This window comes from Autumnicola musiva (assembly GCF_031846585.1).
Classification (GTDB): domain Bacteria; phylum Bacteroidota; class Bacteroidia; order Flavobacteriales; family Flavobacteriaceae; genus Autumnicola; species Autumnicola musiva.
In genome coordinates this window covers 313,653-335,073 of the sequence record NZ_JAVRHK010000003.1, presented here as the reverse complement: position 1 = coordinate 335,073, position 21,421 = coordinate 313,653, and the positions used below count along the sequence as shown (strand labels likewise).

The 21,421-nt window shown below is 39.5% G+C and carries 20 protein-coding genes, 1 pseudogene and 2 riboswitches; of the genes and pseudogenes, 18 read left to right on the top strand and 3 right to left on the bottom strand.

What is annotated here, in order from left to right:
• Positions 1 to 12 precede the first annotated feature (12 nt).
• The 9 genes from RM539_RS06410 (at position 13) to ribB (ending at position 8,479) form a co-directional block, all read left to right on the top strand.
• Positions 13 to 327 (top strand): thioredoxin family protein, encoded by a 315-nt coding sequence (locus RM539_RS06410; protein WP_311502549.1) that lies wholly within the window; start codon positions 13 to 15, stop codon positions 325 to 327.
• Positions 308 to 556, top strand: coding sequence for a DUF6952 family protein (locus RM539_RS06405; protein WP_311502548.1), 249 nt, complete (start codon positions 308 to 310; stop codon positions 554 to 556). Before RM539_RS06410 ends, RM539_RS06405 begins: the two co-directional genes overlap by 20 nt.
• A gap of 126 nt (positions 557 to 682) precedes the next feature.
• Positions 683 to 1,183: a thiol peroxidase gene (gene tpx / locus RM539_RS06400; protein WP_311502547.1), complete on the top strand. Its 501-nt coding sequence runs from the start codon at positions 683 to 685 to the stop codon at positions 1,181 to 1,183.
• Positions 1,183 to 1,548, top strand: a complete 366-nt coding sequence (locus RM539_RS06395) for a diacylglycerol kinase (RefSeq protein ID WP_311502546.1) — start codon at positions 1,183 to 1,185, stop codon at positions 1,546 to 1,548. Before tpx ends, RM539_RS06395 begins: the two co-directional genes overlap by 1 nt.
• Before the next feature lie 26 nt (positions 1,549 to 1,574).
• Positions 1,575 to 2,567 (top strand): alpha/beta fold hydrolase, encoded by a 993-nt coding sequence (locus RM539_RS06390; RefSeq protein WP_311502545.1) that lies wholly within the window; start codon positions 1,575 to 1,577, stop codon positions 2,565 to 2,567.
• A gap of 205 nt (positions 2,568 to 2,772) precedes the next feature.
• A complete protein-coding gene (locus RM539_RS06385) occupies positions 2,773 to 5,157 on the top strand; it encodes a DNA translocase FtsK (protein ID WP_311502544.1) in 2,385 nt (794 codons plus the stop codon).
• A 53-nt stretch (positions 5,158 to 5,210) separates the two neighbouring features.
• The gene (gene lolA1 / locus RM539_RS06380; RefSeq protein WP_311502543.1) at positions 5,211 to 5,852 is read left to right on the top strand and encodes an outer membrane lipoprotein periplasmic chaperone LolA1; all 642 of its coding nucleotides are present in this window, start codon (positions 5,211 to 5,213) and stop codon (positions 5,850 to 5,852) included.
• Between the two features lies 1 nt (position 5,853).
• A complete protein-coding gene (locus RM539_RS06375; RefSeq protein WP_311502542.1) occupies positions 5,854 to 7,302 on the top strand; it encodes an LptF/LptG family permease in 1,449 nt (482 codons plus the stop codon).
• A 28-nt stretch (positions 7,303 to 7,330) separates the two neighbouring features.
• Complete coding sequence (gene ribB, locus RM539_RS06370) at positions 7,331 to 8,479, top strand: 3,4-dihydroxy-2-butanone-4-phosphate synthase (RefSeq protein WP_311502541.1); 1,149 nt, start codon at positions 7,331 to 7,333, stop codon at positions 8,477 to 8,479.
• On the opposite strand, the gene RM539_RS06365 is transcribed toward ribB, so the two are convergent.
• A complete protein-coding gene (locus tag RM539_RS06365; protein WP_311502540.1) occupies positions 8,473 to 9,108 on the bottom strand; it encodes an NAD(P)H-dependent oxidoreductase in 636 nt (211 codons plus the stop codon). The two genes, ribB and RM539_RS06365, sit on opposite strands and share 7 nt — an antisense overlap.
• 132 nt (positions 9,109 to 9,240) lie before the next feature.
• Between RM539_RS06365 and RM539_RS06360 the strand changes: the two genes are divergently transcribed.
• Positions 9,241 to 9,873 carry a SanA/YdcF family protein gene (locus tag RM539_RS06360; protein WP_311502539.1) on the top strand — a complete coding sequence of 211 codons (633 nt, stop codon included), beginning with the start codon at positions 9,241 to 9,243 and terminating at the stop codon, positions 9,871 to 9,873.
• A 96-nt stretch (positions 9,874 to 9,969) separates the two neighbouring features.
• Here the strand turns inward: RM539_RS06360 and RM539_RS06355 are convergent, their stop codons facing one another.
• Both RM539_RS06355 and RM539_RS06350 read right to left on the bottom strand, forming a co-directional pair.
• Complete coding sequence (locus RM539_RS06355) at positions 9,970 to 11,658, bottom strand: ribonucleoside-diphosphate reductase subunit alpha (RefSeq protein ID WP_311502674.1); 1,689 nt, start codon at positions 11,656 to 11,658, stop codon at positions 9,970 to 9,972.
• A gap of 23 nt (positions 11,659 to 11,681) precedes the next feature.
• On the bottom strand, positions 11,682 to 12,656 hold the full coding sequence (locus tag RM539_RS06350) for a ribonucleotide-diphosphate reductase subunit beta (protein ID WP_311502538.1): 975 nt from the start codon (positions 12,654 to 12,656) through the stop codon (positions 11,682 to 11,684).
• A 110-nt stretch (positions 12,657 to 12,766) separates the two neighbouring features.
• A riboswitch (cobalamin riboswitch) is annotated at positions 12,767 to 12,898 on the bottom strand.
• A 682-nt stretch (positions 12,899 to 13,580) separates the two neighbouring features.
• On the opposite strand from RM539_RS06350, the pseudogene RM539_RS06345 reads away from it, so the two are divergent.
• The 8 genes and pseudogenes from RM539_RS06345 to thiH all read left to right on the top strand — a co-directional run bounded on the left by RM539_RS06345 (position 13,581) and on the right by thiH (position 21,420).
• Positions 13,581 to 15,010 (top strand): annotated as a pseudogene (locus RM539_RS06345) (glycosyltransferase family 2 protein).
• 233 nt (positions 15,011 to 15,243) lie between these two features.
• Positions 15,244 to 15,339: riboswitch (TPP riboswitch) on the top strand.
• A 97-nt stretch (positions 15,340 to 15,436) separates the two neighbouring features.
• Positions 15,437 to 15,640 (top strand): sulfur carrier protein ThiS, encoded by a 204-nt coding sequence (gene thiS / locus RM539_RS06340; RefSeq protein WP_311502537.1) that lies wholly within the window; start codon positions 15,437 to 15,439, stop codon positions 15,638 to 15,640.
• A 57-nt stretch (positions 15,641 to 15,697) separates the two neighbouring features.
• Positions 15,698 to 17,554, top strand: coding sequence for a phosphomethylpyrimidine synthase ThiC (thiC, locus tag RM539_RS06335; RefSeq protein WP_311502536.1), 1,857 nt, complete (start codon positions 15,698 to 15,700; stop codon positions 17,552 to 17,554).
• An 11-nt stretch (positions 17,555 to 17,565) separates the two neighbouring features.
• Positions 17,566 to 18,162, top strand: a complete 597-nt coding sequence (locus RM539_RS06330; RefSeq protein ID WP_311502535.1) for a thiamine phosphate synthase — start codon at positions 17,566 to 17,568, stop codon at positions 18,160 to 18,162.
• Positions 18,137 to 18,910 (top strand): hydroxymethylpyrimidine/phosphomethylpyrimidine kinase, encoded by a 774-nt coding sequence (locus tag RM539_RS06325; RefSeq protein WP_311502534.1) that lies wholly within the window; start codon positions 18,137 to 18,139, stop codon positions 18,908 to 18,910. Before RM539_RS06330 ends, RM539_RS06325 begins: the two co-directional genes overlap by 26 nt.
• Complete coding sequence (locus tag RM539_RS06320; protein WP_311502533.1) at positions 18,907 to 19,542, top strand: thiamine phosphate synthase; 636 nt, start codon at positions 18,907 to 18,909, stop codon at positions 19,540 to 19,542. The genes RM539_RS06325 and RM539_RS06320 overlap by 4 nt, the downstream gene beginning before the upstream one ends.
• Positions 19,539 to 20,318, top strand: coding sequence for a thiazole synthase (locus RM539_RS06315; RefSeq protein ID WP_311502532.1), 780 nt, complete (start codon positions 19,539 to 19,541; stop codon positions 20,316 to 20,318). Before RM539_RS06320 ends, RM539_RS06315 begins: the two co-directional genes overlap by 4 nt.
• Positions 20,311 to 21,420, top strand: coding sequence for a 2-iminoacetate synthase ThiH (thiH, locus tag RM539_RS06310; protein ID WP_311502531.1), 1,110 nt, complete (start codon positions 20,311 to 20,313; stop codon positions 21,418 to 21,420). Before RM539_RS06315 ends, thiH begins: the two co-directional genes overlap by 8 nt.
• Position 21,421 lies beyond the last annotated feature (1 nt).

The window sequence follows — 21,421 nt, the reverse complement described above, 5'->3', positions numbered from 1 at the left end:
GAAGAAACTGTTATGGTAAAAGAATTAGATCAAGATAATTTAAACGAAATAGTTGCTGAAAACGGAACGGTTGTGGTACAGTACATGGCCGGATGGTGCGGAAACTGCCGACTGATGAAGCCAAAGTTTAAAAAACTGGCTTCTGAAAATGAGGACGCAAAGTTTTTAATGGTGGATGCCGAAAAATATCCGGAATCAAGAAAGCTGGCCAACGTAAACAACCTGCCTACTTTTGCAACCTTTAAAAATGGAAATTTCGTGAACCAGGTTCAAACCAATAAATTTGAACCGTTAAAAGACTTAGTGGATGAAGTTACCAGTAATTAAACATCTTCAACGTAATAATGATGTTGAAAAGCTTCAAAATACCATAGATGTATTGGAAAACTTTACTGAACATCGCTCGGTTTCTGAACAGGAAATGGATGTTATTGGAGAGTTGATTACCAATCTTTGTGGAGCCGTTGAAGTTCATAAGATGATAGAAAATGGTGAATCTGAAATGGACGCCGCAAATAATTTTGTTAAAAAAGTTTTAGGATCTATTGATAAATAAACATTTTTAATCGAAATAATCTTAGAAAGGGTCGCTTTATAATTTAAAGCGGCCTTTTTTGTTTTATGATAATTTTAGTATTACTCAATCAGTTTAATTCTAAATTTATGATTCAAAAAAATTGATATGTCACAGATAACTTTTAAAGGAGAGCAGGTTACGACTTATGGAGATCTTCCTGCCAAAGATGAAAGAGCACCATATTTTGAGTTAGTAAAAACAGATTTATCCACTGCTACTTTAAATGATTTTAAGGGAAAGCGGGTGATTATGAATATTTTTCCAAGTATAGATACCGGCGTTTGTGCAACTTCTGTAAGAAGTTTTAACGAAAGGGCTACAGATTTGAAAAACACTGCGGTCCTTTGTATTTCAAGAGATCTGCCTTTTGCCCAAAAGCGCTTTGTAGATGATGAAGGTTTGGAGAATGTAATAAATTTATCCGATTTCAAAGAGCGTAATTTCGGAAAGGATTATGGCCTGGAAATGATTGATGGTCCACTGGAAGGTTTACTTTCCCGCGTGGTCATTGTACTGGATGAAAATGGAAATGTAATTCACAGCCAACAGGTGCAAGATATCGCTGAGGAACCTGATTATCTTGCAGCGCTAAAAACCCTGTTATAATGAAGGATAGTTTCCTCGGAAAACGTATAAGAGGAGGAGGCTATGCTATGAAGGGCGCCTGGTTATTGTTAAGGCACGAACCAAGCGTGCAGGTGCAGTTTGTGATTGGAGTTGGAGTGACCATTGCAGGTTTATATTTTGATATAACCAGAACCGAATGGATGTTCCAATTTACCGCAATTGGTCTTGTAATGGGCTGTGAAGGTCTGAACACCGCAGTAGAAGCCATGGCAGATTTTGTACACCCCGACTTTCATAATAAAATTGGTCATATAAAAGATGTGGCCGCAGGAGCAGTATTTTTCACAGCAGTGACTGCTGTGGTGATTGCTGCTTTTATTTATGTCCCCTATATTTTTCCGTAGAAAACCATTAGAAGAACCCCGGCAGCATGAAAAAATATATCCTGTTATTTTTCAGTATTTTTATAGGTATTTTCTCAAATGCCCAGGAAGAAGTAAAAGAGCTGGGGATTAGGCTTGGCGATTACAAATATCCTTATCCCGTCGAATTTTTTAATGTTAATGCCCAGCAGAAAACCTATGAAATGGCTTACATGTACGTAAAGCCTGAAAATACCAATGGTAAAACGGTGATGTTGCTTCACGGAAAAAATTTTAACGGTGCATATTGGGAAACTACTATAGATGCGTTAACCGAAAATGGATTTAGCGTGCTGGTACCGGACCAGATAGGATTTGGAAAATCCAGCAAACCGGAATACTTTCAGTACACTTTCCAACAGCTTGCTTTGAATACAAAAAAGCTCATCGATTCTTTGGAGATAGAAAAACTTGATGTTCTAGGTCATTCTATGGGTGGAATGCTCGCCACACGGTTTACGCTGATGTATCCTGAAATTACCAATAAATTGATTCTTGTTAATCCCATTGGCCTTGAAGACTGGAAGCTGAAAATTCCTTATCAGAGTGTAAACGACTGGTATCAGCAGGAGTTAAAAAAAGATTACGAGGCTATAAAAAGTTATCAAAAAGAAAGCTACTATGCCGGCGACTGGAACGAAGATTATGCGGAATGGGCAAAGCTGCTGGCCGGCTGGACCCTCAACGATAATTATCCGCTAATCGCCTGGAATGCCGCACTTACTTATGATATGGTTCTTACACAGCCTGTGGTTTATGAATTTGATAATATTGAAGTTCCAACTTTACTAATTATTGGAACCAGGGACAGGACTGCTTTGGGAAAAAATCTTGTCTCTGAAGAAGTCAGGGCAACCATGGGTCTTTATGATAAACTTGGAGAAGAAACGGCAGAAAAAATTCCGGATGCTAAATTAGTAGAAATTAATAATGTTGGACACCTTCCACATATAGAGGCTTTTGATCGCTTTATTAATCCGCTATTAAAATTTCTGAATTAAAAGAAATTGCTTCACCTCTTTAGTAACCTCCTATTAAATCCTTAATAAAGATTTAAGGCCCGCGCAAATTTAAAGAACCGTAAATCATATTTCTGCTGATTTCACGTTCATACTTCTGCGGAATTGTTAATTTTAAATACCTGCACCTTTTCTTTATTTTAGATGACGCTAATTTGTATTTTTGCCGAAATACTCCAAATCATTTATGGCTAAAAAGAAAGCTAAAACCAGAAAAACTCCGAAAAAGAAATTATCAAAAACCAGCTTTGCTTTTAGCAGGCAGCAAAAGGTGGTCTTAGGTAGCTTTTTGATGCTATTCGGGTTAGCGTTACTGGTAGCTTTTATATCATTTTTATTCAACTGGCAAACTGACCAAAGTACTTTGAATCATTTTGCCGATCGGGAAATAGAGGCCAGGAACTGGCTTAGTAAATTTGGAGCTGTTGTAAGTGATTTATTTATTTACCAGGGCTTTGGAGTAGCTGCGTTTATAATTGCATTTTTAGTTGGTCTTACCGGTATTTACCTGTTTTTAAACTTTAACAAACAGAATCTTCAAAAATTCTGGTTTTGGGGAGTACTGGTAATGATATGGCTTTCCATCTTCTTCGGATTTTTTGCTGCAGAAAATGCTCTCTTGGGTGGCAGGGTTGGTTTTGAAATGAACGATTTCCTTCAGGATTATCTCGGGTTATTTGGAACAGTGCTATTAATGATATTTCTTTTCATGGTTTACCTCACGGTAAGGCTAAAAGTCACTCCGGAACTGATAGGGAACTACATAAAAACTTCAAAAAAAGATTTTCAGGCTGAATTCAGAAAAGAAAAAGAGAAAGAAAATATTTCAGAAACTGATGAGGAAAAAGACTGGAAGGAAGAAATTTTAGGAAAAGAAGAAGAACAAAATTCCGGTCCAGAAATTGAATTAAACACTAAGGTTGCTGAAGAAAAGGAACCCTCCCCTACTCCTCCTGCAAAAAAATCTAAAAAAGAAGAGCCCGGCGAGGTGGAAATGGAAATTGAAACTGCGCCCGAAGAAGACGAAATAGATGAAGGCAATGTGAGCTCCAGGCTGGTGGAGGATTTTGGAGAATTTGACCCTACCCTGGAGTTGAGCAATTATAAATTTCCAACGCTGGAACTATTAAAAGATTACGGTGGTGGAATTACTGTAAATCAGGAGGAACTCGAGGAAAACAAAAATCGCATTGTTGAAACCCTCAAAAACTATAAGATTGAAATTGCTCAAATTAAGGCTACGGTTGGACCAACTGTTACTTTATATGAAATTGTTCCGGAAGCAGGAATCAGGATTTCTAAAATTAAAAATCTGGAAGATGATATTGCACTTTCACTTTCAGCATTAGGGATAAGGATAATCGCACCCATCCCGGGAAAAGGAACTATAGGGATTGAAGTGCCTAACAAAAATTCCACTATTGTTTCCATGCGTTCGGTAATTGCTTCTCCTAAATTTCAGAAGGCTGAAATGGAATTGCCTATGGCCCTCGGTAAAACCATTTCCAACGAAACTTTTGTTGTAGATCTTGCCAAAATGCCACACATGCTTATGGCAGGGGCTACCGGCCAGGGAAAATCCGTTGGTTTAAATGCTATTCTTACTTCCCTGCTCTACAGCAAGCATCCGGCAGAAGTGAAATTTGTCCTGGTAGATCCCAAGAAGGTAGAACTTACTCTTTTCAACAAAATTGAAAGACATTATCTGGCAAAACTACCCGATACCGAAGAAGCTATAATTACCGATAACACAAAGGTAATTCATACGCTAAATTCGTTGTGTATTGAAATGGACAATCGTTATGAAATGCTTAAAGATGCTATGGTTCGTAACATTAAAGAATACAATGTAAAATTCAGGAACAGAAAGCTTAATCCGGAGAACGGTCATAAATTTTTGCCTTATATCATACTGGTGGTTGACGAATTTGCCGATTTAATCATGACCGCCGGGAAAGAAGTGGAAGCTCCCATTGCCCGTCTCGCTCAACTTGCCCGTGCCGTGGGAATCCATTTGATTATCGCCACGCAAAGGCCATCGGTAAATGTAATAACAGGTATAATTAAAGCGAATTTCCCTGCCAGGATAGCATTTAGAGTGACATCCAAAATAGATTCCAGAACCATACTAGATGGCCAGGGGGCAGACCAGTTAATTGGCCGTGGAGATATGCTTTTTACACAGGGTAGTGAAATGAAACGTTTGCAGTGCGCCTTTGTGGATACTCCCGAAGTAGATGAAATTACTGAATTTATTGGTTCTCAAAAAGCCTATCCCGATGCACACCTGCTTCCCGCTTATGAGGGCGAGGAGAATGGCACAGGACTTGATATAGATGTGAGCGAAAGGGACAAACTCTTTCGGGAAGCCGCAGAAGTAATTGTTACCGCCCAGCAGGGCTCGGCTTCTCTGCTACAACGTAAATTAAAACTTGGGTATAATCGCGCCGGTAGGATTATTGATCAATTGGAGGCAGCAGGAATTGTTGGCCCTTTTGAAGGAAGTAAGGCACGCCAGGTTTTAATTACCGATCTGGCAGCACTGGACCAATTATTAAATGAAAGCCCCTAAAGGCATCTAGCAGGACCAAAAACAACTACAATCCTGAAAAATTACTATTAGAAATGAAAAAACTCATATTTTTATTTATCACTCTTATTAGCATGGGAATGAGTGCCCAGAATTCTGCCAAAGCTGAAGCATTGCTTGATGAAGTCTCCACCAAAGTAAAATCTTACAACAACATGGTGATAGACTTTAAATACGCACTTGAAAATACCGCTGCAAATGTAAACCAGGAAACCCGGGGGGATGTTAGCATAAAAGGAGATAAATATGTTTTAAACCTTATGGGAACCACCCAAATGTTTGACGGAAAAAAAATTTACACCATTATTCCTGAAGATGAAGAAATTAACATCTCCAATTATGTAGAAGAAGACAGTAACAGCATTACCCCTTCTAAAATGTTCTCTTTTTATGAAGAAGGATATAATTATGCCTGGGACATTACCCAGGATGTAAAAGGGAGAAAAATCCAGTATGTAAAACTGACTCCAAAAGACAGTAATGCCGAAGTAAAAAATATACTTTTGGGAATAGACACACAAACAAAGAACATTTACAACCTGGTTCAAACTCAGGATAATGGCACAAAAATTACCATTACTGTAAAAAGCTTTAAAACAGATCAGCCACTGGCGCAAAACCTCTTTTCCTTTGATGAAGACCGATACTCCAATTACTATATTAACAGATTAGACTAAATTGAAGATATTAGACCGGTACATATTAACCAGTTACCTAAAGACTTTCTTTTCCGTTTTCACCATTCTCATGTTCATTTTTGTACTGCAGACCATCTGGCTGTATATAGGCGAATTGGCCGGGAAAGACCTGGATACGGAAATTATCTTTAAATTCCTGCTTTACTTTTCGCCAAAACTGGTACCATTAGTATTGCCGTTAACTATATTGCTCACTTCCATAATGACTTTTGGAAGCTTTGCTGAAAACTATGAATTTGCAGCAATGAAATCTTCAGGTATTTCATTGCAACGTGCTATGCGCGGCCTAACGTTTTTCATTTTTGGGATAAGCCTCACCGCCTTCTTTTTTGCCAATAATATTATTCCTGCCGCAGAATTCAAGTCTATAAACCTGCGGAAAAATATTGCAAAATTAAAGCCTGCAATGGCTATTACTGAAGGTATTTTTAATGAAGTAGGAACTATTAATATTAAAGTTGAAGAAAAAAGCGGAGATAACGACCAGTATCTTACCGATGTTATTATTCACAAAAAAGGCCCCAGAAGTGGAAATTTCACCGTCATGAAAGCTAAAGAAGGGGAATTGGTGGGAAGTACAGATTCTGACGTACTTTCCCTTATCCTGAAGGATGGTAATTATTATGATGAAATTCAGCCAAACGACCCTTCCAGAAGAAGAGACAAACCCTATGCGAAAAGTTATTTTGAAGAATATACCATTAATATGGATCTTTCAGAAATGAATAACGTAGACATGGAAGATGAAACTTACCAGAATACCAATGGAATGCTTAAAGTTTCTGAACTTCGTGAAAGTATAGATTCATTTTCTACAAATTACAACCAGCAGATAAGGAGTTTTAAGAGTAACATGTATAGCCGTACCGGCATGACCTCGGTTAGCCTTAACCTTAAACCTGCAGATACCACTTCTGAAATAGGAGAATCTGTACTTGACCTATACAGCGCTCAACAGGCCGCCCAAATTGCAGGATTTGCAACGGGTTCTGTGGAAGCCGCTATTTCTCACTTAAGCCTGAAGAAGAACGAAATTAAAGCCAGTGCCAAGCAATTAAATAAATATGAAATCGCCCTGCACGAAAAATATGCTCTAGCGGTTGCATGCTTTGTGCTCTTCTTTGTGGGCGCTCCCCTAGGTGCAATTATTAGAAAAGGCGGAATGGGCCTGCCCATGGTGGTGGCCATACTGCTTTTTTTAACCTATCATTTTATTGGAATATTTGCTAAAAATTCCGCAGAAGATGGCAGTATCAGTCCGTTTATCGCCACCTGGCTTTCCACGCTTATAATGCTTCCACTGGGAATTTTTCTTACCTATAGGGCAACTACAGACCAGGGCTTGTTTGTGATAGGCAATTTTTTTGAGCCAGTAAAACGACTTCTGAAAAAAGCAGGGATCACAAAGCCTAAAGATAAAACAGAATAAATATCTTTGCAGCCCAAAACCCATTGGAATGGCAGAAATTAAAGAAAACCAGAATTCTATAAAACTGGACAGTATCAAAGATGCTATTGAAGATATTCGTGCAGGCAAAGTAGTTATTGTTGTAGATGACATAGACAGGGAAAATGAAGGGGACTTTGTAGCTGCAGCTGAAAAGGTAAGCCCTGAAATGATAAATTTTATGGCTACCCACGGCAGGGGCCTTATTTGCGCACCTATTACCGAGAAACGCTGTAAAGATTTGCGCCTTGAGATGATGGTGGGTACCAATACAGATCCTATGGAAACCGCCTTTACCATTTCAATAGATTTAAAAGGTAAAGGAGTAACTACCGGAATTTCTGCTTCAGACAGGGCCAAAACCGTCAAATCTCTTATAGATCCTGATACCAAACCTTACGATTTAAGCCGGCCGGGGCATATTTTTCCGCTTAAAGCAAAAGAAGGCGGAGTTTTAAGGAGAACCGGACATACTGAGGCTGCAATAGACTTTGCACGCCTGGCAGGTTATGCTCCTGCAGGAGTAATTGTAGAGATAATGAATGAAGACGGAACAATGGCACGCCTGCCACAGCTTATAGATGTTGCACAACGTTTTGATCTTAAAGTAGTTTCAATTGAAGACCTGGTGGCTTACCGGATGCAGCACGACTCACTTATTGAGAAAAAAGAAGATTTTGAAGTTAATACCCGCTTTGGACAATTTAGGTTAAGAGCATATAAACAAACCACGAACAATCAGGTACATATTGCTTTAACAAAGGGGAACTGGAAGCCTGATGAAGAAGTTCTTGTAAGGGTTAATTCAACTTTGGTCAATAATGATATTCTTGGCACACTTACCAATAATGCTGATAAAAAGCTGGATGGAATGTTCAGGGCCATTAATCAGGAAGAACGTGGAGCCATAGTTTTTATAAATCCCGCAAACCAGTCAGGGAATTTACTCAACCGGTTACATGAGTTAAAGGAAATTCAGAAGAAAGGAGAACTAAAAGCACCTCCTGTAAGCATGGATAATAAGGATTTTGGTATTGGGGCTCAAATTCTTCACGACCTGGAAATTCATAAAATTAAATTGTTATCAAATTCCCGTCAAACCAAGAGAGTGGGAATGATAGGTTACGGACTTGAAATTACTGAGTATGTTAATTATTGATCAACTTCAATGATAACATCTTTCAGAGGTCTCCTTACTTTTTTAAAATTTGAAAACACATCATCCCCGGCACGGTAGCCCACAGGCAACACCAGTACCGGTTTTAAATTGTGCTCTCCCAAATCCAGGTATTCGTCATACTTATCAGGCTCAAAACCTTCCATAGGACAGGCATCAATCTCTTCGGTTGCACAAACTGTAAGCAGAGTCCCCAGTGCGAGGTAAGCCTGGTTAATTGACCAGCGCGCTATTTCATTATCGGGTTTGGAATTAAAGTCGTTTACCAGAAATTTTTTAAAAGGGGTAAGTATTTCATCGGGGGTTTCTCTAATATGTTTTACTCTCGTGAAGTAGCTTTCAATAAATTCCTGCCCTACTTCTTTTTCAATGCAGATAATCATCACATGTGAAGCCGTACTAACCTGCAATTGATTCATGCTGAATTCCTTCAGCTTCTCCTGAATTTTTTTGTTGTGAATTACCACCATCTTGATTGGCTGCAGGCCGTATGAAGTGGCTGTAAGATTAAATGCCTTCTTAAGGATTTCAACCTTATTCGCAGGAAGAATTTTTTCATCATCAAACTTCTTTGTTGCATACCGCCACTCCAGGGCTTCAATATTACCCATAGTCAATATTTTTTTACAATTTCCACAAATTTAAACAATGAAAATACGATGACCTTACAATAAGAATAAATTAAACCAATACATCAAATTTTATTAGCTATATTCGAATCACTTTTTAACTTTCACGTCTGCATGAGACTGGTAAAAAAATCTATTCTTACCCTTGCAATCTGTGTGGTTCTTGCCAGCCTGATTGTGCTGGGATTTGAAGCCTACATACAAAGAGATACGGCTCCTCTTATTTATGATCAGATTGAAAATGTTCCTCCGGCCGAAACAGTTATCGTGTTGGGGGCCAGCGTACATTCTAACGGAAAACTTTCTCCTGTTTTACAGGACAGGATTGAAACTGCTATTGACCTTTATACCTCCGGAAAAGTGGAGCAAATTCTTGTTTCAGGAGATCATAAAACCGAAAATTACGATGAAGTGGGCGCTATGAGAAATTACCTCCTGCAACATGGAATTCCCGAAAACAAAATTTTGGAAGATCATGCCGGTTTTGATACTTATGACAGTATGTACAGATCCCAACAGGTAATAGGAATATCAGATGCTATTGTGGTCACGCAGCGCTTCCACCTGCCAAGAACAATGTTTATAGCTAAAAATCTTGGGTTAAATTACAAGGGCTTTGTTGCAGATAAGAAACAATATGAAACCTCCACCCGTTTAGTGAGAAGAGAAAAACTGGCAAATTTCAAGGCTCTGTGGGAAGTAATTACCGATGGAGAACCTGCCACTTTAAAAAAGAGACTGGAATAAATTTTTAAGTTTGAGAAATAAGAAAGTCCTCCTGAAAATTTGGTAATTTTCAAGAAGACTAATCATCATCTTTTCTTCTGTGAAGTCAATAACTAATTAGGCTTCACAGCTGGCGCAACTCACCATATTAGAAATGAATTCTTTGGAAACACTTTGACTACGTTGATAGTATAAAGTTTTTACCCCAAGTTTCCAGGCTTCAATCATCAAATTATTTACTTCCTTTACAGGTAATCCCGCAGGAATGTTAAGGTTAAGACTTTGCGCCTGATCGATAAATTTCTGCCTTACCGATGCCTGCTGAATAATCTCCAATTGGCTGATCTCTTTAAAGGTTTTAAAAACATCTTTTTCCTCCTGTGTAAGAGAATTTAAATGTTGCACACTTCCGTGATTCAGCATAATACTTCTCCAGGTATCCTCATTATCTAGGTCTTTTTCCCGAAGCAATTCCTTCAGATATTTATTCTTTCTCATAAAATTACCTTTAGCAAGCCCCGCTTTATAATAGTTACTGCTGAAGGGTTCAATTCCAGGAGATGTCTGGCCTAAAATTGCAGAAGAAGAAGTAGTTGGTGCAATAGCCATTAAAGTTGTATTTCGCAACCCGTAATCTTTCAGGATGCCCGGTTCTCCATAAATGGTGGCCAGCTCTCTACTGGCTTTAGTGGCCTTTGTACTTATATCTTCAAAAATCTGATGTGTTAATCCTTTGGCCCGCATTCCTTCAAAAGGGATCATATTCTTCTGTAAATAGGAATGCCAACCCATTGCGCCTAAACCCAGTGCACGGTGATTCCTGGCAAACCGGTTTGCTGAAGCCAGATAATGGTTTCCTTCAGTTTTGGCAATAAATTCCTGCAATACCCCGTCCAGGAAATAAATGGCAAGTTTCACCGCCTCAGTATCTTTCCATTCATCATAAAGTTCAAGGTTCATTGAAGAAAGACAGCAGATAAATGATTCATCTTCAGAAGAAGGTAAAGCGATTTCAGAACATAAATTACTGGAATGGATAGTTTTGTTTTTGTCTTTATAAACCTGAGGCTTGAAACGATTAATATTATCTTTAAAAAGAATGTATGGTAAGCCTTTTTGCTGGCGGCTTTCCAGGACTTTCGCCCAGATATCACGTTTTTCCATATCGCCGTCTATCATCTCCTGCATCCAGTAGTCGGGTACACAAACCGCATTAAATAAATTCTGAATAGGATTCCCGATATTTTTAATTTCAAGAAACTCTTTAATATCGGGATGATCAATGTCCAGGTAAGCGGCAAAAGCTCCACGGCGTACACCGCCCTGGGAAATGGTATCCATTGCCGTATCGAATAATTTCATAAAACTGGTCGCACCGCTACTTTTACCATTATCGGTAACCGCACTGCCCCTACCCCGCAGTTCCCCAAAATAACCGGAAGTTCCTCCGCCAATCTTGGTTTGCATAATCACCTCGCCAAGTTTATGGGTAATTCCTTCAATATTATCGGGCACATAAACATTAAAACAGGAAATTGGCAAACCACGTTCGGTGCCCATGTTGGCCCATATTGGTGAACTTAAACTCATCCAGCCACGTTCAATCATCTCGATAAAAGCCCCGGCGAGTTCAGGCTTGTACAATCTTTTTGCAGAGGCATTAGCCACCCGCTCTATTGCAGATTTTACAGTTTCACCTTTTAATAAGTATCCGCGGTTTAGGATTTGCTGGCTTTCCTCGTTAAGCCACCATAAACGTTTTTTATTTGGCTCCTCGGCAATTTGTAAAGGTTGAGTGGTATTCATCATGAAAATCTCAGGTTTAAAAATTAAAATAAATCTGCTGCGGTGATGCTTTTATCGTGTTTTGTATAATCAACAGGACGCCTGGCAAAGAAATCGTCCAGACTATTGGCAAATACTTCTTCCTCAAACCAGCGCATAGGCTCATATTCTTCCGGAGAAATATTGTAGATTTTTGAAATCCCGATGTTTTCCAGACTCTCGTCTAAGCGAAATTTCATAAAATCCATAAGGTTTCTCTTATTGATGTTTTCCAGTTGACCGTTGGCAAAAATCCAATCCAGTATTTCCTCTTCCACTTCAATAGAATGAATTACGGTAGATCTTAATTTCTGAATAAGCTCGTCGTTAAAATATTCCGGAAATTCTTCACGAATCTGATTGATAATATAAATACCGGCGTTGGCATGAATTTGCTCATCTACTGAAGTCCAGGCTATGATATTGCTAATATTTTTCATTACTCCTTTGAAACGGTTAAAGGAAAGCACAATTGCAAACTGACTGAACAGGGAAACATTTTCAATTAAAATTGAGAAAAGAATCAGTGACGAAATATAATCCCTGGGATCTTCTGCTTTAGTATGCTCCAGGGCATTTGTTAAATACGCAATTCTGTTTTTGATGGCGGGCACCTCAATCACTTTCTCGAACTCATTATTATAGCCCAAAACTTCCAAAAGCCTTGAATAAGCCTGAGAATGCCGGAATTCACATTCGGCAAAAGTGCTTCCCAATCCATTAAATTCCGGTTTTGGCAGGTGCTTATAGAGGTCGCCCCAAAAGGATTTAACAGCAACTTCAATCTGGGCAATAGCCAGCAAACTTTTCTTTACAACATCTTTTTCCCCTTCAGATAAATAGGTGTGAAAATCCTGCACATCTGCAGTGAAATCTACTTCGGAATGCACCCAAAAGGACCTGTTGATAGCATCGGTAAAATCTAAAACTTTGGGATATTCGAATGGCTTATAATTAAGCCGCTTGTGAAAAATACTCATGTTACTTTTGCATTATAGGTGAAACAAAAGCATAAAATTTAATGGATGGAAAGAAATAGGTGAAAATCTATTATAAAATATCCCATAATCATTACTTTTTATGCGAAAGTAAAGTGGTTTGGTTGATAAGGTAGCCTGGCTTTTTAGAATCTAAATTACAGTTGCGCAACAGCTCATGACTTTCACATGATTCCCCTTAGATTTACAACCAATACAATTATAAAGTCAAAAATAACAAGAAAGCACCATCTCTTTTTCCATTCATCTTTTAGTTATTCACATACTTCTTCACATTGTTTAAATCTTAAAAAATTTTGTGCAATTAGTTTTCCTTAAATACGGGAACAAAACATAGCGCTTTACCCCTCTTACCTGGTACCGGAGAATATAAAGACTGTTGCGTTTCCGTTTTAAGGTCAATAGTGTCTTTAGATTAACTACGTTTAATGGATTCTTTTCTCCTATAAGTTTTCCTTCCGGTTAAATGCTAAATATGGATGTTTTCGCTCATCAGGTAAACAGTAATTTCTACCTGTAAATAATCAGAAAAGATTACAAATTAAGTATTGAAGAAATTTGGTGAATCAGAGCCATCTTAAATTATAGTGAGGCAGGCAATAATTCTTTCAGAAAATAAATAATAGAATTCAAAACTGCCATAAAATTTCCCCCGGCCCATAGATTGGGAATTATATCTACAATTTTCCAACTGCACCACATCTATTCCCCACAGTAATCAATCCTAATTAATTGGAATCAATTGATTTTAGCTAATGGTATAAAGATTGAATCCCAGCACATATATAAAGTTTTATGGTTCTATCAAAGAATATGGAACTGGTAAACACATAGAAAACAAATAAGATTTTAAAAAACCACATGAATAAGAATATCAGATTTTCTGCTTCAGCTCCAGCTGAAATAATAAAAACAGACAATAACAAACCAAAAAAAGAAGATTCTTCATATGGCGCCGGAAGAGAACGTTTTTCAGGTTCAGATAAGGATTTCAGGAAGGTTTCCTGGAGCACCAGGCACCTTCTTATTTTATTAGGCACTTTTATACTTTTAATCGGTTCAGCTTTTTGTGTTTACCTATTCCAGGCTGAATTTCAGGAAATGAATCTAAATAGAATGGATTCATTGGCAGGTATGTTATTTATAATTCTCACAAGCTTCTTATTAATATTTAAAATTTGCTTTTTACTATATATTGCCAGGTTGTTTTTTCGCTATAAGCCAGTTCCATCTGTTACAGACGAGGAATTACCTTTTTGTACTGTTATAGTGCCTGCTTATAATGAAGGTAAACAAGTCTGGTCCACATTGCATAGTTTAGTTGAGAGCAATTATCCTGCAGAAAAAATACAATTAATTGCCATTGATGATGGTAGTAAAGATGATACCTGGCACTGGATGAAAAAGGCCAAGGATCAATTGGGAGCTCGTGTATCAATTTACCAGCAACCCACTAATAAGGGGAAACGACATGCCTTATATCGTGGTTTCAAACTGGCTAAAGGAGAGGTCTTTGTAACCGTAGATAGTGACTCTATTGTAGAGGAAGACACTTTGCGTAATCTTGTATCTCCATTCATTTCTAATAAAAACTGTGGCGCGGTAGCGGGAAATGTGCGGGTTCTCAATAATGAAAAAGCGATCATTCCCAGGATGTTAAATGTTAGTTTTGTATTTTAGTTTTGAATTCATAAGATCTGCTCAGAGTGTATTGGGTTCTGTATTATGTACTCCCGGCGCCCTGGCTGCCTATCTAAGTAAAGCGGTTATGTCCTGCCTGCCGCAGTGGATTAACCAAACTTTTATGGGAAAAACAACCGATATTGGTGAAGATCGCGCAATGACCACTATGATCCTTAAACAAGGCTATCATGTATTATTCCAACGTAATGCCTATGTCCACACCAACATACCGGAAAGATTTAGTGCTTTACATAAGATGTTTACACGTTGGGAAAGGAGCAATGTTCGGGAAAATCTTATGATGTCAAAATTTGTTTTTTAAATCATTCCGCGAGGGATCAAAATCCGGTCCTCGTATATTACTCTTAAATCAATGGATGCAAATGTTAACGGCTTATCCGCTGTTACTGGTTATGATCATTTTATTGCTTTCACATCCAATTTTGTTTATCAGTTCCACACTGCTAAGTGTTTTTATATTTTCAAGCCTTCCGGCTCTATTTTACGCAAAAAAATATAATTTCTTTGAAGCTTCCTGGGCCTATTCCTACAGTATTTTTTATACATTTGGTATATTCTGGATTACCCCTTATGCAATGGCCACGGCTAGTAAAAGAGGGTGGTTAACCCGTGATTTACCACAGAAAAATTAGTTTGGGCCAGAGTTAAATAATTGAATTTTATAAATTTTCTGAAGGCTTACACCTTCAGAAAATTTCTTTTTTAGATAACTATTGATAATTGACTACCAAACGGGAGTAAGGTTTTTAACTCTTAGAACCCGCTAACGGATAACCCCCACGAATCTTATTCTTTAATGAAGTACGATTTAAAGTTATAAGAAAAAATATTTTTTATTTCCAGACAAAACCCCTTATCTTCGAAAAGTAAACTTTAGGGGTGCTGATTATAATCAGCTGAGATAAAACCCTTTGAACCTGATCCGGTTAATACCCGCGAAGGGAAAAGTGTTATCTACATATTTTCTACCATAGTTCCGTTTTGGAGGAATTCTGGTTTGTATTTACTTTTTCTTTAGGGAATCCCCCTGCAGTTTACAGCTATTAAATATCAAAAAAATGATAACTGTAAACGTAAACAACACCGCCCACACTTTTAATTCACCATCCAATCTTCAGGATCTCCTGACGCAGCTGGCTATTTCTGAAAAAGGAATTGCTGTGGCTGTCAACAATCAGATTATTTCTAAAAGCGACTGGACCAAACGTGAATTAGCCGAAGGTGAAAACGTACTCATTATCAGGGCTACTCAGGGAGGATAAATATGCTTCGGAAGAATTTCCGGAAGCAAAACTATTAGCACTAAACAGAAAGTAATTATGAAACAGGACCAGACTCCAAAGCAGCAAACCATTAGCCGCGCACCTTTTCCCAATTCCGAAAAGGTTTATGTAAGCGGAAAGATCCATCTGGATATAAAAGTCCCGATGCGGAAAATATCCCTGGATGACACAGTGGATAAATTTAACGGAAAAGTAGAAAAAAACGATCCTGTTTTAGTCTATGACACCAGTGGACCGTATACAGATCCATCAGTAGAAATCGATGTAAGGAAAGGGCTGATGCCTATTCGCAACAGCTGGATTGCCGCCCGGGAAGATGTAGAACAGTTACCCGGTCTTTCTTCGGCTTACGGACGCGAAAGGGAGAAAAATGAGAAACTGGACGAACTTCGGTTTAAAAGGAACAGAAAGCCTCTTAAGGCAAAGCCGGGACAGAATGTGACCCAGATGCACTACGCCCGGAAAGGAATTATCACTCCGGAAATGGAATACATTGCCATTCGTGAAAATCAGAAGCTGGAAGAGATCAAACAGATCTCAGAACAACATCCCGGAAACAGCTTTGGAGCCAGTATCCCAAAGGTAATTACCCCGGAATTTGTAAGGGATGAGGTCGCCCGAGGGAGAGCAATTATTCCTTCCAACATTAACCACCCGGAAAATGAACCTATGATCATTGGGCGGAACTTTCTCGTGAAGATTAATGCCAACATCGGGAATTCAGCGGTAACCTCTTCTATTGAGGAAGAAGTGGAAAAAGCAGTCTGGGCCTGCCGTTGGGGAGCAGATACCATCATGGATCTTTCCACCGGAAAAAACATCCACGAAACCCGCGAATGGATCCTGAGAAATTCTCCGGTGCCAATTGGAACCGTGCCTATTTATCAGGCGCTGGAAAAAGTAAATGGAAAAGCCGAAGATCTTACCTGGGAAATTTTCAGGGATACGCTCATTGAGCAGGCCGAGCAGGGAGTGGACTATTTCACCATTCACGCCGGAGTGCGGTTAGCTTATGTTCCCCATACCGCAAAAAGGGTAACAGGATTGGTTTCCCGTGGCGGCTCGATCATGGCAAAATGGTGCCTGGCACATCATAAAGAAAGCTTCCTGTACACGCATTTTGAGGAAATTTGCGAAATCATGAAAGCTTATGATGTTTCCTTCTCACTGGGAGACGGTTTACGTCCCGGAAGTATTGCCGATGCCAATGACTATGCGCAATTCGCCGAACTTGAAACTTTGGGGGAACTTACTAAAATTGCCTGGAAACACGATGTACAGTGCATTATAGAAGGACCCGGCCATATCCCAATGCATATGATAAAAGAGAATATGGATAAGCAACTGGAGGTTTGTGGGGAAGCACCTTTTTATACTTTAGGCCCATTGACCACAGATATCGCTCCTGGTTACGACCACATCACCAGCGGGATTGGCGCAGCCATGATAGGCTGGTTTGGATGTGCGATGCTATGTTATGTGACACCAAAGGAACATTTGGGGCTGCCTAACAGGGACGATGTAAAAGAAGGAGTGATCACTTATAAGATCGCTGCCCACGCTGCAGATCTGGCTAAAGGTCATCCCGGGGCACAACACAGGGATGATGCGCTGAGTAAAGCACGTTTTGAATTCAGATGGGAAGATCAGTTTAATTTGGCACTTGATCCGGATACGGCGAGGTCTTACCACGATGAGACTTTACCTTCTGAAAATGCTAAAGTAGCCCATTTCTGTTCTATGTGCGGACCAAATTTCTGTTCTATGAAAATTACGCAGGACGTGCGAAATTTTGCTGAAGAAAACGGAATGGACACTCACGAGGCGATCGAGGAAGGAATGAAGAAAAAATCGGAAGAATTTAAAGCAAAAGGAAGCGAAGTTTACCTGTAAGCTGAAATTAGATGTTGATTCTTTTTACTTCGGAAGAAAATATTGCTGCTGAAAGGGAACAGCTCACCCGATTTTTCGAGTCCGGGCTGCCCCTTTTGCACGTTCGAAAACCGGGAATGGCCGAAGAAGATATGAAGCTATGGCTATCAAATTTTGAAGAAAAATACCTTCAAAAGATGATACTTCATGAGCATCATCACTTAGCTGATGTTTTTTCGGTAAAAGGAATTCATTTAAAAGAAAATTTTAGAAGAGAACAGGAAGATCTATCAGCCTCTGCCAACCGATTCCAATTGAAAGGTTTTACCGTGAGTTCTTCTTTTCACGATCAGGAAAATTTGGAAAATGAAGCTTCAGCATTTGATTATGTTTTTTTAAGTCCGGTGTTTACTTCTGTTTCCAAAAAGAGATATGCGGGAAAGAAATTTAATGTAGGAAACCTGCCGCACCAAATAATTGCTTTGGGCGGAATTAAAGCAGATAAAATTATGAGAGCAAAAGAAATGGGATATGCGGGAGTAGCGGTACTTGGAGCCGTTTGGACCGCAGAAGATAAGGAACAGGCTTTTACAGGGATTTACAATGAATACAGAAATGTTTACCAATAACAGACCTTTTGTTTTAAGCATTGCAGGATTTGATCCTTCAGTTGGAGCAGGTTTAATGGCTGATATTAAAACCTTTGAAAACCTTAAATGTTACGGGCTGGCGGTAAATACTGCGAATACCATTCAGAATGATGAAAAATTCGAAGCCTGCCACTGGACTTCTGAAGCTATCATTCTTCAGCAACTGGAACTTTTACTGGAAAGTTTTCCTGTGGAAGTGGTAAAAATCGGAATTGTAGAAAATCATCAGGTTTTAAATAATCTGATTGACAGACTGTTTGAGAAGAACAGTAGCATCAGAATTATTTGGGATCCGGTTCTAAAATCAAGTAGCGGATTCACTTTTCAGGAGGTTCAGGAATTTCAGAAAAAGCTGAAATCCATTCTTGAAAGGATATTCCTAATCACTCCAAATTTGGATGAATTGAACATGTTTTATCCCGAATCAACTATGGAAGAAGCAATCCGGAAAATAAGCAGCAAAACTAACTTGTACCTTAAGGGAGGACATCGGTCGGAAGCAATTGGATTGGACGAATTGTTCACTACAGAAGGAGAAAGCCTAAGCTTTAAACCCGGGCGAACCGACTGTACCGAAAAACACGGCAGCGGATGCGTCTTATCTTCGGCAGTTGCAGCACATCTGGCTTTGGGCAATTCCCTTCCGGAAGCTGCACGAAAAGCAAAAGATTACATCGAAAAAGTATTAGCATCAAACAAAACCTTATTAGGATACCACAACGTATGATCTCAAACTTACACTACATATCTCAGGGAGAAACTCCCATTGAACACCTGGAAAACATTCTCAGGATGTGTGCCGCAGGAGCAGACTGGGTTCAGCTGCGCCTTAAAGACGAATCTTTTGAGACGGTTCTGAAAACAGCAAAAGCGGCAAAAGAAATTTGTATAGATTTCCCGGTTAAACTGATAATTAACGATTTTCCGGAGGTGGCAAAAAAGGTAAATGCCGATGGTGTTCATTTGGGAAAGGAAGACAAGTGTCCTTTGGCAGCCAGAAAACTTTTGGGGCCAGATAAGATTATTGGAGGAACGGCTAACACGCTGGAAGATTGCGAAGGCCTTTGTAAAAAGCAAGTAGATTATATTGGTCTCGGCCCCTTCCGGTTTACTACCACAAAAAAGAAACTCAGCTCAATATTAGGAGCAGAAGGTTACCGGAAGCTACTAAATAGTCTTCGTACTAAGGGGAATTCAATTCCTGTAATCGCTATTGGAGGAATTATTCCGGAAGATCTTCCGGTTTTAGCAGAAAGCGGAGTCCATGGGGTAGCTATTTCCGGATGGCTCACAACACATCCGCAACCTGAAATGATCTTTCGGGAAATACACAATCAATTTTCAGAAAAACAACTATGAGCAACACAGATCAATTAAAAATAACAGATAAAACTTTTTCTTCCCGTTTGTTTACGGGAACAGGAAAATTTAGCTCTTCAACAGTAATGCAACAGACGATTTTAGCTTCAGAAAGTGAGCTGGTAACCGTAGCTTTAAAAAGGGTGGAACCGGGAAATGACGATGATCAAATGATCTCTGCTTTAAAAAACCCCCACATTAGCCTTCTCCCGAACACCTCGGGAGTGCGGAACGCCCAGGAAGCTATATTTGCTGCTCAAATGGCAAGGGAAGCCCTGGAAACAAACTGGGTAAAAGTAGAGATACATCCAGATCCTAAATACTTACTTCCAGACCCTGTAGAAACTTTAAAAGCCTGTGAAGAGCTGGTGAAAATTGGTTTTGTGGTAATGCCTTACATTCATGCAGATCCTGTGTTGTGTAAGCGGCTCGAGGAAGTGGGAGCGCAGTGCGTGATGCCTTTAGGTGCGCCAATTGGCAGCAACAAAGGATTAAAAACCCAGGACTTCCTGGAGATTATTATTGAACAAAGCAACGTGCCGGTTATTGTAGATGCGGGAATCGGAAGTCCGTCTCACGCCGCTCAGGCGATGGAAATTGGTGCCGATGCTGTTCTGGTAAATACGGCGATTGCAGTTTCCCCTAATCCGGTAGAAATAGCAAAAGCTTTTAAACTCGCTGTGGAAGCAGGAAGACTCGCCTACACGGCGAAGTTGGCTCCACAAAGACAGCAAGCCGAAGCCAGTAGCCCTTTAACACAATTTCTCTATGAATAGTTTTAAAGACACATTAAGCAATTATTCCTGGGATGAGGTGCTGCAAAGCATTTTTTCCAAAACAGAAGCTGATGTACTTTCTGCATTGCAAAGCAGGAAGAGGGATCTGGAAGATTTCAAGGCCCTGATCTCTCCTGCCGCAAAACCTTTTCTCGAACAAATGGCGCAGCAGAGCAAAGCGATCACCAAAAAACGCTTTGGGAATACAATGCAGATGTACGCTCCAATGTACCTGAGCAATGAGTGCCAGAATATTTGCACCTATTGCGGCTTCAGTATGACGAATAAAATTCCCAGGAAAACTTTGAGCGATACTGAAATAATAAAGGAAGCCGAATTCTTAAAGTCAAAAGGCTACGACCACATTCTGCTGGTAACGGGTGAGGCCAATAAGACGGTGGGGGTTGATTATATGTGTAACGCGGTAAAACTGCTGAGATCTTATTTCTCCAATATTTCCATTGAAATTCAGCCATTGGATCAGGATGAATACGAAAGGTTGATTGAAAATGGACTCTACGCCACATTGGTGTACCAGGAAACTTATCACCGGGAGACTTATAAAATTCATCATCCTAAAGGAAAAAAGTCAAATTTTGATTATCGTCTGGAAACTGCAGACCGACTGGGAAGAGCGGGAATACACAAGATTGGTATTGGCGCTCTTTTTGGACTTGAAGACTGGAGGGCAGACAGCTTTTTTACTGCCTTGCATCTGAAATATTTACAAAAGACTTATTGGAAAACGAGGTATTCTATCTCATTTCCAAGGTTACGGCCTTTTAGTGGCGGACTTGAGCCAAAAGTAGAAATGACAGATCCGGATTTGCTTCAGGTTATCTGTGCCTATAGGTTGCTGGATGAAGAGGTAGAATTGTCTATCTCTACCCGGGAGACTGAAGTCTTCAGGAACAATATCGTTCATCTGGGGATCACCTCGATGAGCGCCGAATCAAAGACAAATCCGGGAGGCTATGTGGTAGAGCCACAGTCTTTGGAGCAATTTGAAATTTCGGATGAAAGAAGTACAGAAATTATTGCGAAGATGCTTTCTGAAACCGGAATAGAACCGGTGTGGAAAGACTGGGAAAAAAGCTGGTAAC

Coding starts and splice junctions, on each gene's coding strand:
- RM539_RS06410 (WP_311502549.1), top strand. CDS start 13: ATGGTAAAAGAATTAGATCAAGATAATTTAAACGAAATAGTTGCTGAA.
- RM539_RS06405 (WP_311502548.1), top strand. CDS start 308: ATGAAGTTACCAGTAATTAAACATCTTCAACGTAATAATGATGTTGAA.
- tpx (WP_311502547.1), top strand. CDS start 683: ATGTCACAGATAACTTTTAAAGGAGAGCAGGTTACGACTTATGGAGAT.
- RM539_RS06395 (WP_311502546.1), top strand. CDS start 1,183: ATGAAGGATAGTTTCCTCGGAAAACGTATAAGAGGAGGAGGCTATGCT.
- RM539_RS06390 (WP_311502545.1), top strand. CDS start 1,575: ATGAAAAAATATATCCTGTTATTTTTCAGTATTTTTATAGGTATTTTC.
- RM539_RS06385 (WP_311502544.1), top strand. CDS start 2,773: ATGGCTAAAAAGAAAGCTAAAACCAGAAAAACTCCGAAAAAGAAATTA.
- lolA1 (WP_311502543.1), top strand. CDS start 5,211: ATGAAAAAACTCATATTTTTATTTATCACTCTTATTAGCATGGGAATG.
- ribB (WP_311502541.1), top strand. CDS start 7,331: ATGGCAGAAATTAAAGAAAACCAGAATTCTATAAAACTGGACAGTATC.
- RM539_RS06365 (WP_311502540.1), bottom strand. CDS start 9,108: ATGGGTAATATTGAAGCCCTGGAGTGGCGGTATGCAACAAAGAAGTTT.
- RM539_RS06360 (WP_311502539.1), top strand. CDS start 9,241: ATGAGACTGGTAAAAAAATCTATTCTTACCCTTGCAATCTGTGTGGTT.
- RM539_RS06355 (WP_311502674.1), bottom strand. CDS start 11,658: ATGAATACCACTCAACCTTTACAAATTGCCGAGGAGCCAAATAAAAAA.
- RM539_RS06350 (WP_311502538.1), bottom strand. CDS start 12,656: ATGAGTATTTTTCACAAGCGGCTTAATTATAAGCCATTCGAATATCCC.
- thiS (WP_311502537.1), top strand. CDS start 15,437: ATGATAACTGTAAACGTAAACAACACCGCCCACACTTTTAATTCACCA.
- thiC (WP_311502536.1), top strand. CDS start 15,698: ATGAAACAGGACCAGACTCCAAAGCAGCAAACCATTAGCCGCGCACCT.
- RM539_RS06330 (WP_311502535.1), top strand. CDS start 17,566: ATGTTGATTCTTTTTACTTCGGAAGAAAATATTGCTGCTGAAAGGGAA.
- RM539_RS06325 (WP_311502534.1), top strand. CDS start 18,137: ATGAATACAGAAATGTTTACCAATAACAGACCTTTTGTTTTAAGCATT.
- RM539_RS06320 (WP_311502533.1), top strand. CDS start 18,907: ATGATCTCAAACTTACACTACATATCTCAGGGAGAAACTCCCATTGAA.
- RM539_RS06315 (WP_311502532.1), top strand. CDS start 19,539: ATGAGCAACACAGATCAATTAAAAATAACAGATAAAACTTTTTCTTCC.
- thiH (WP_311502531.1), top strand. CDS start 20,311: ATGAATAGTTTTAAAGACACATTAAGCAATTATTCCTGGGATGAGGTG.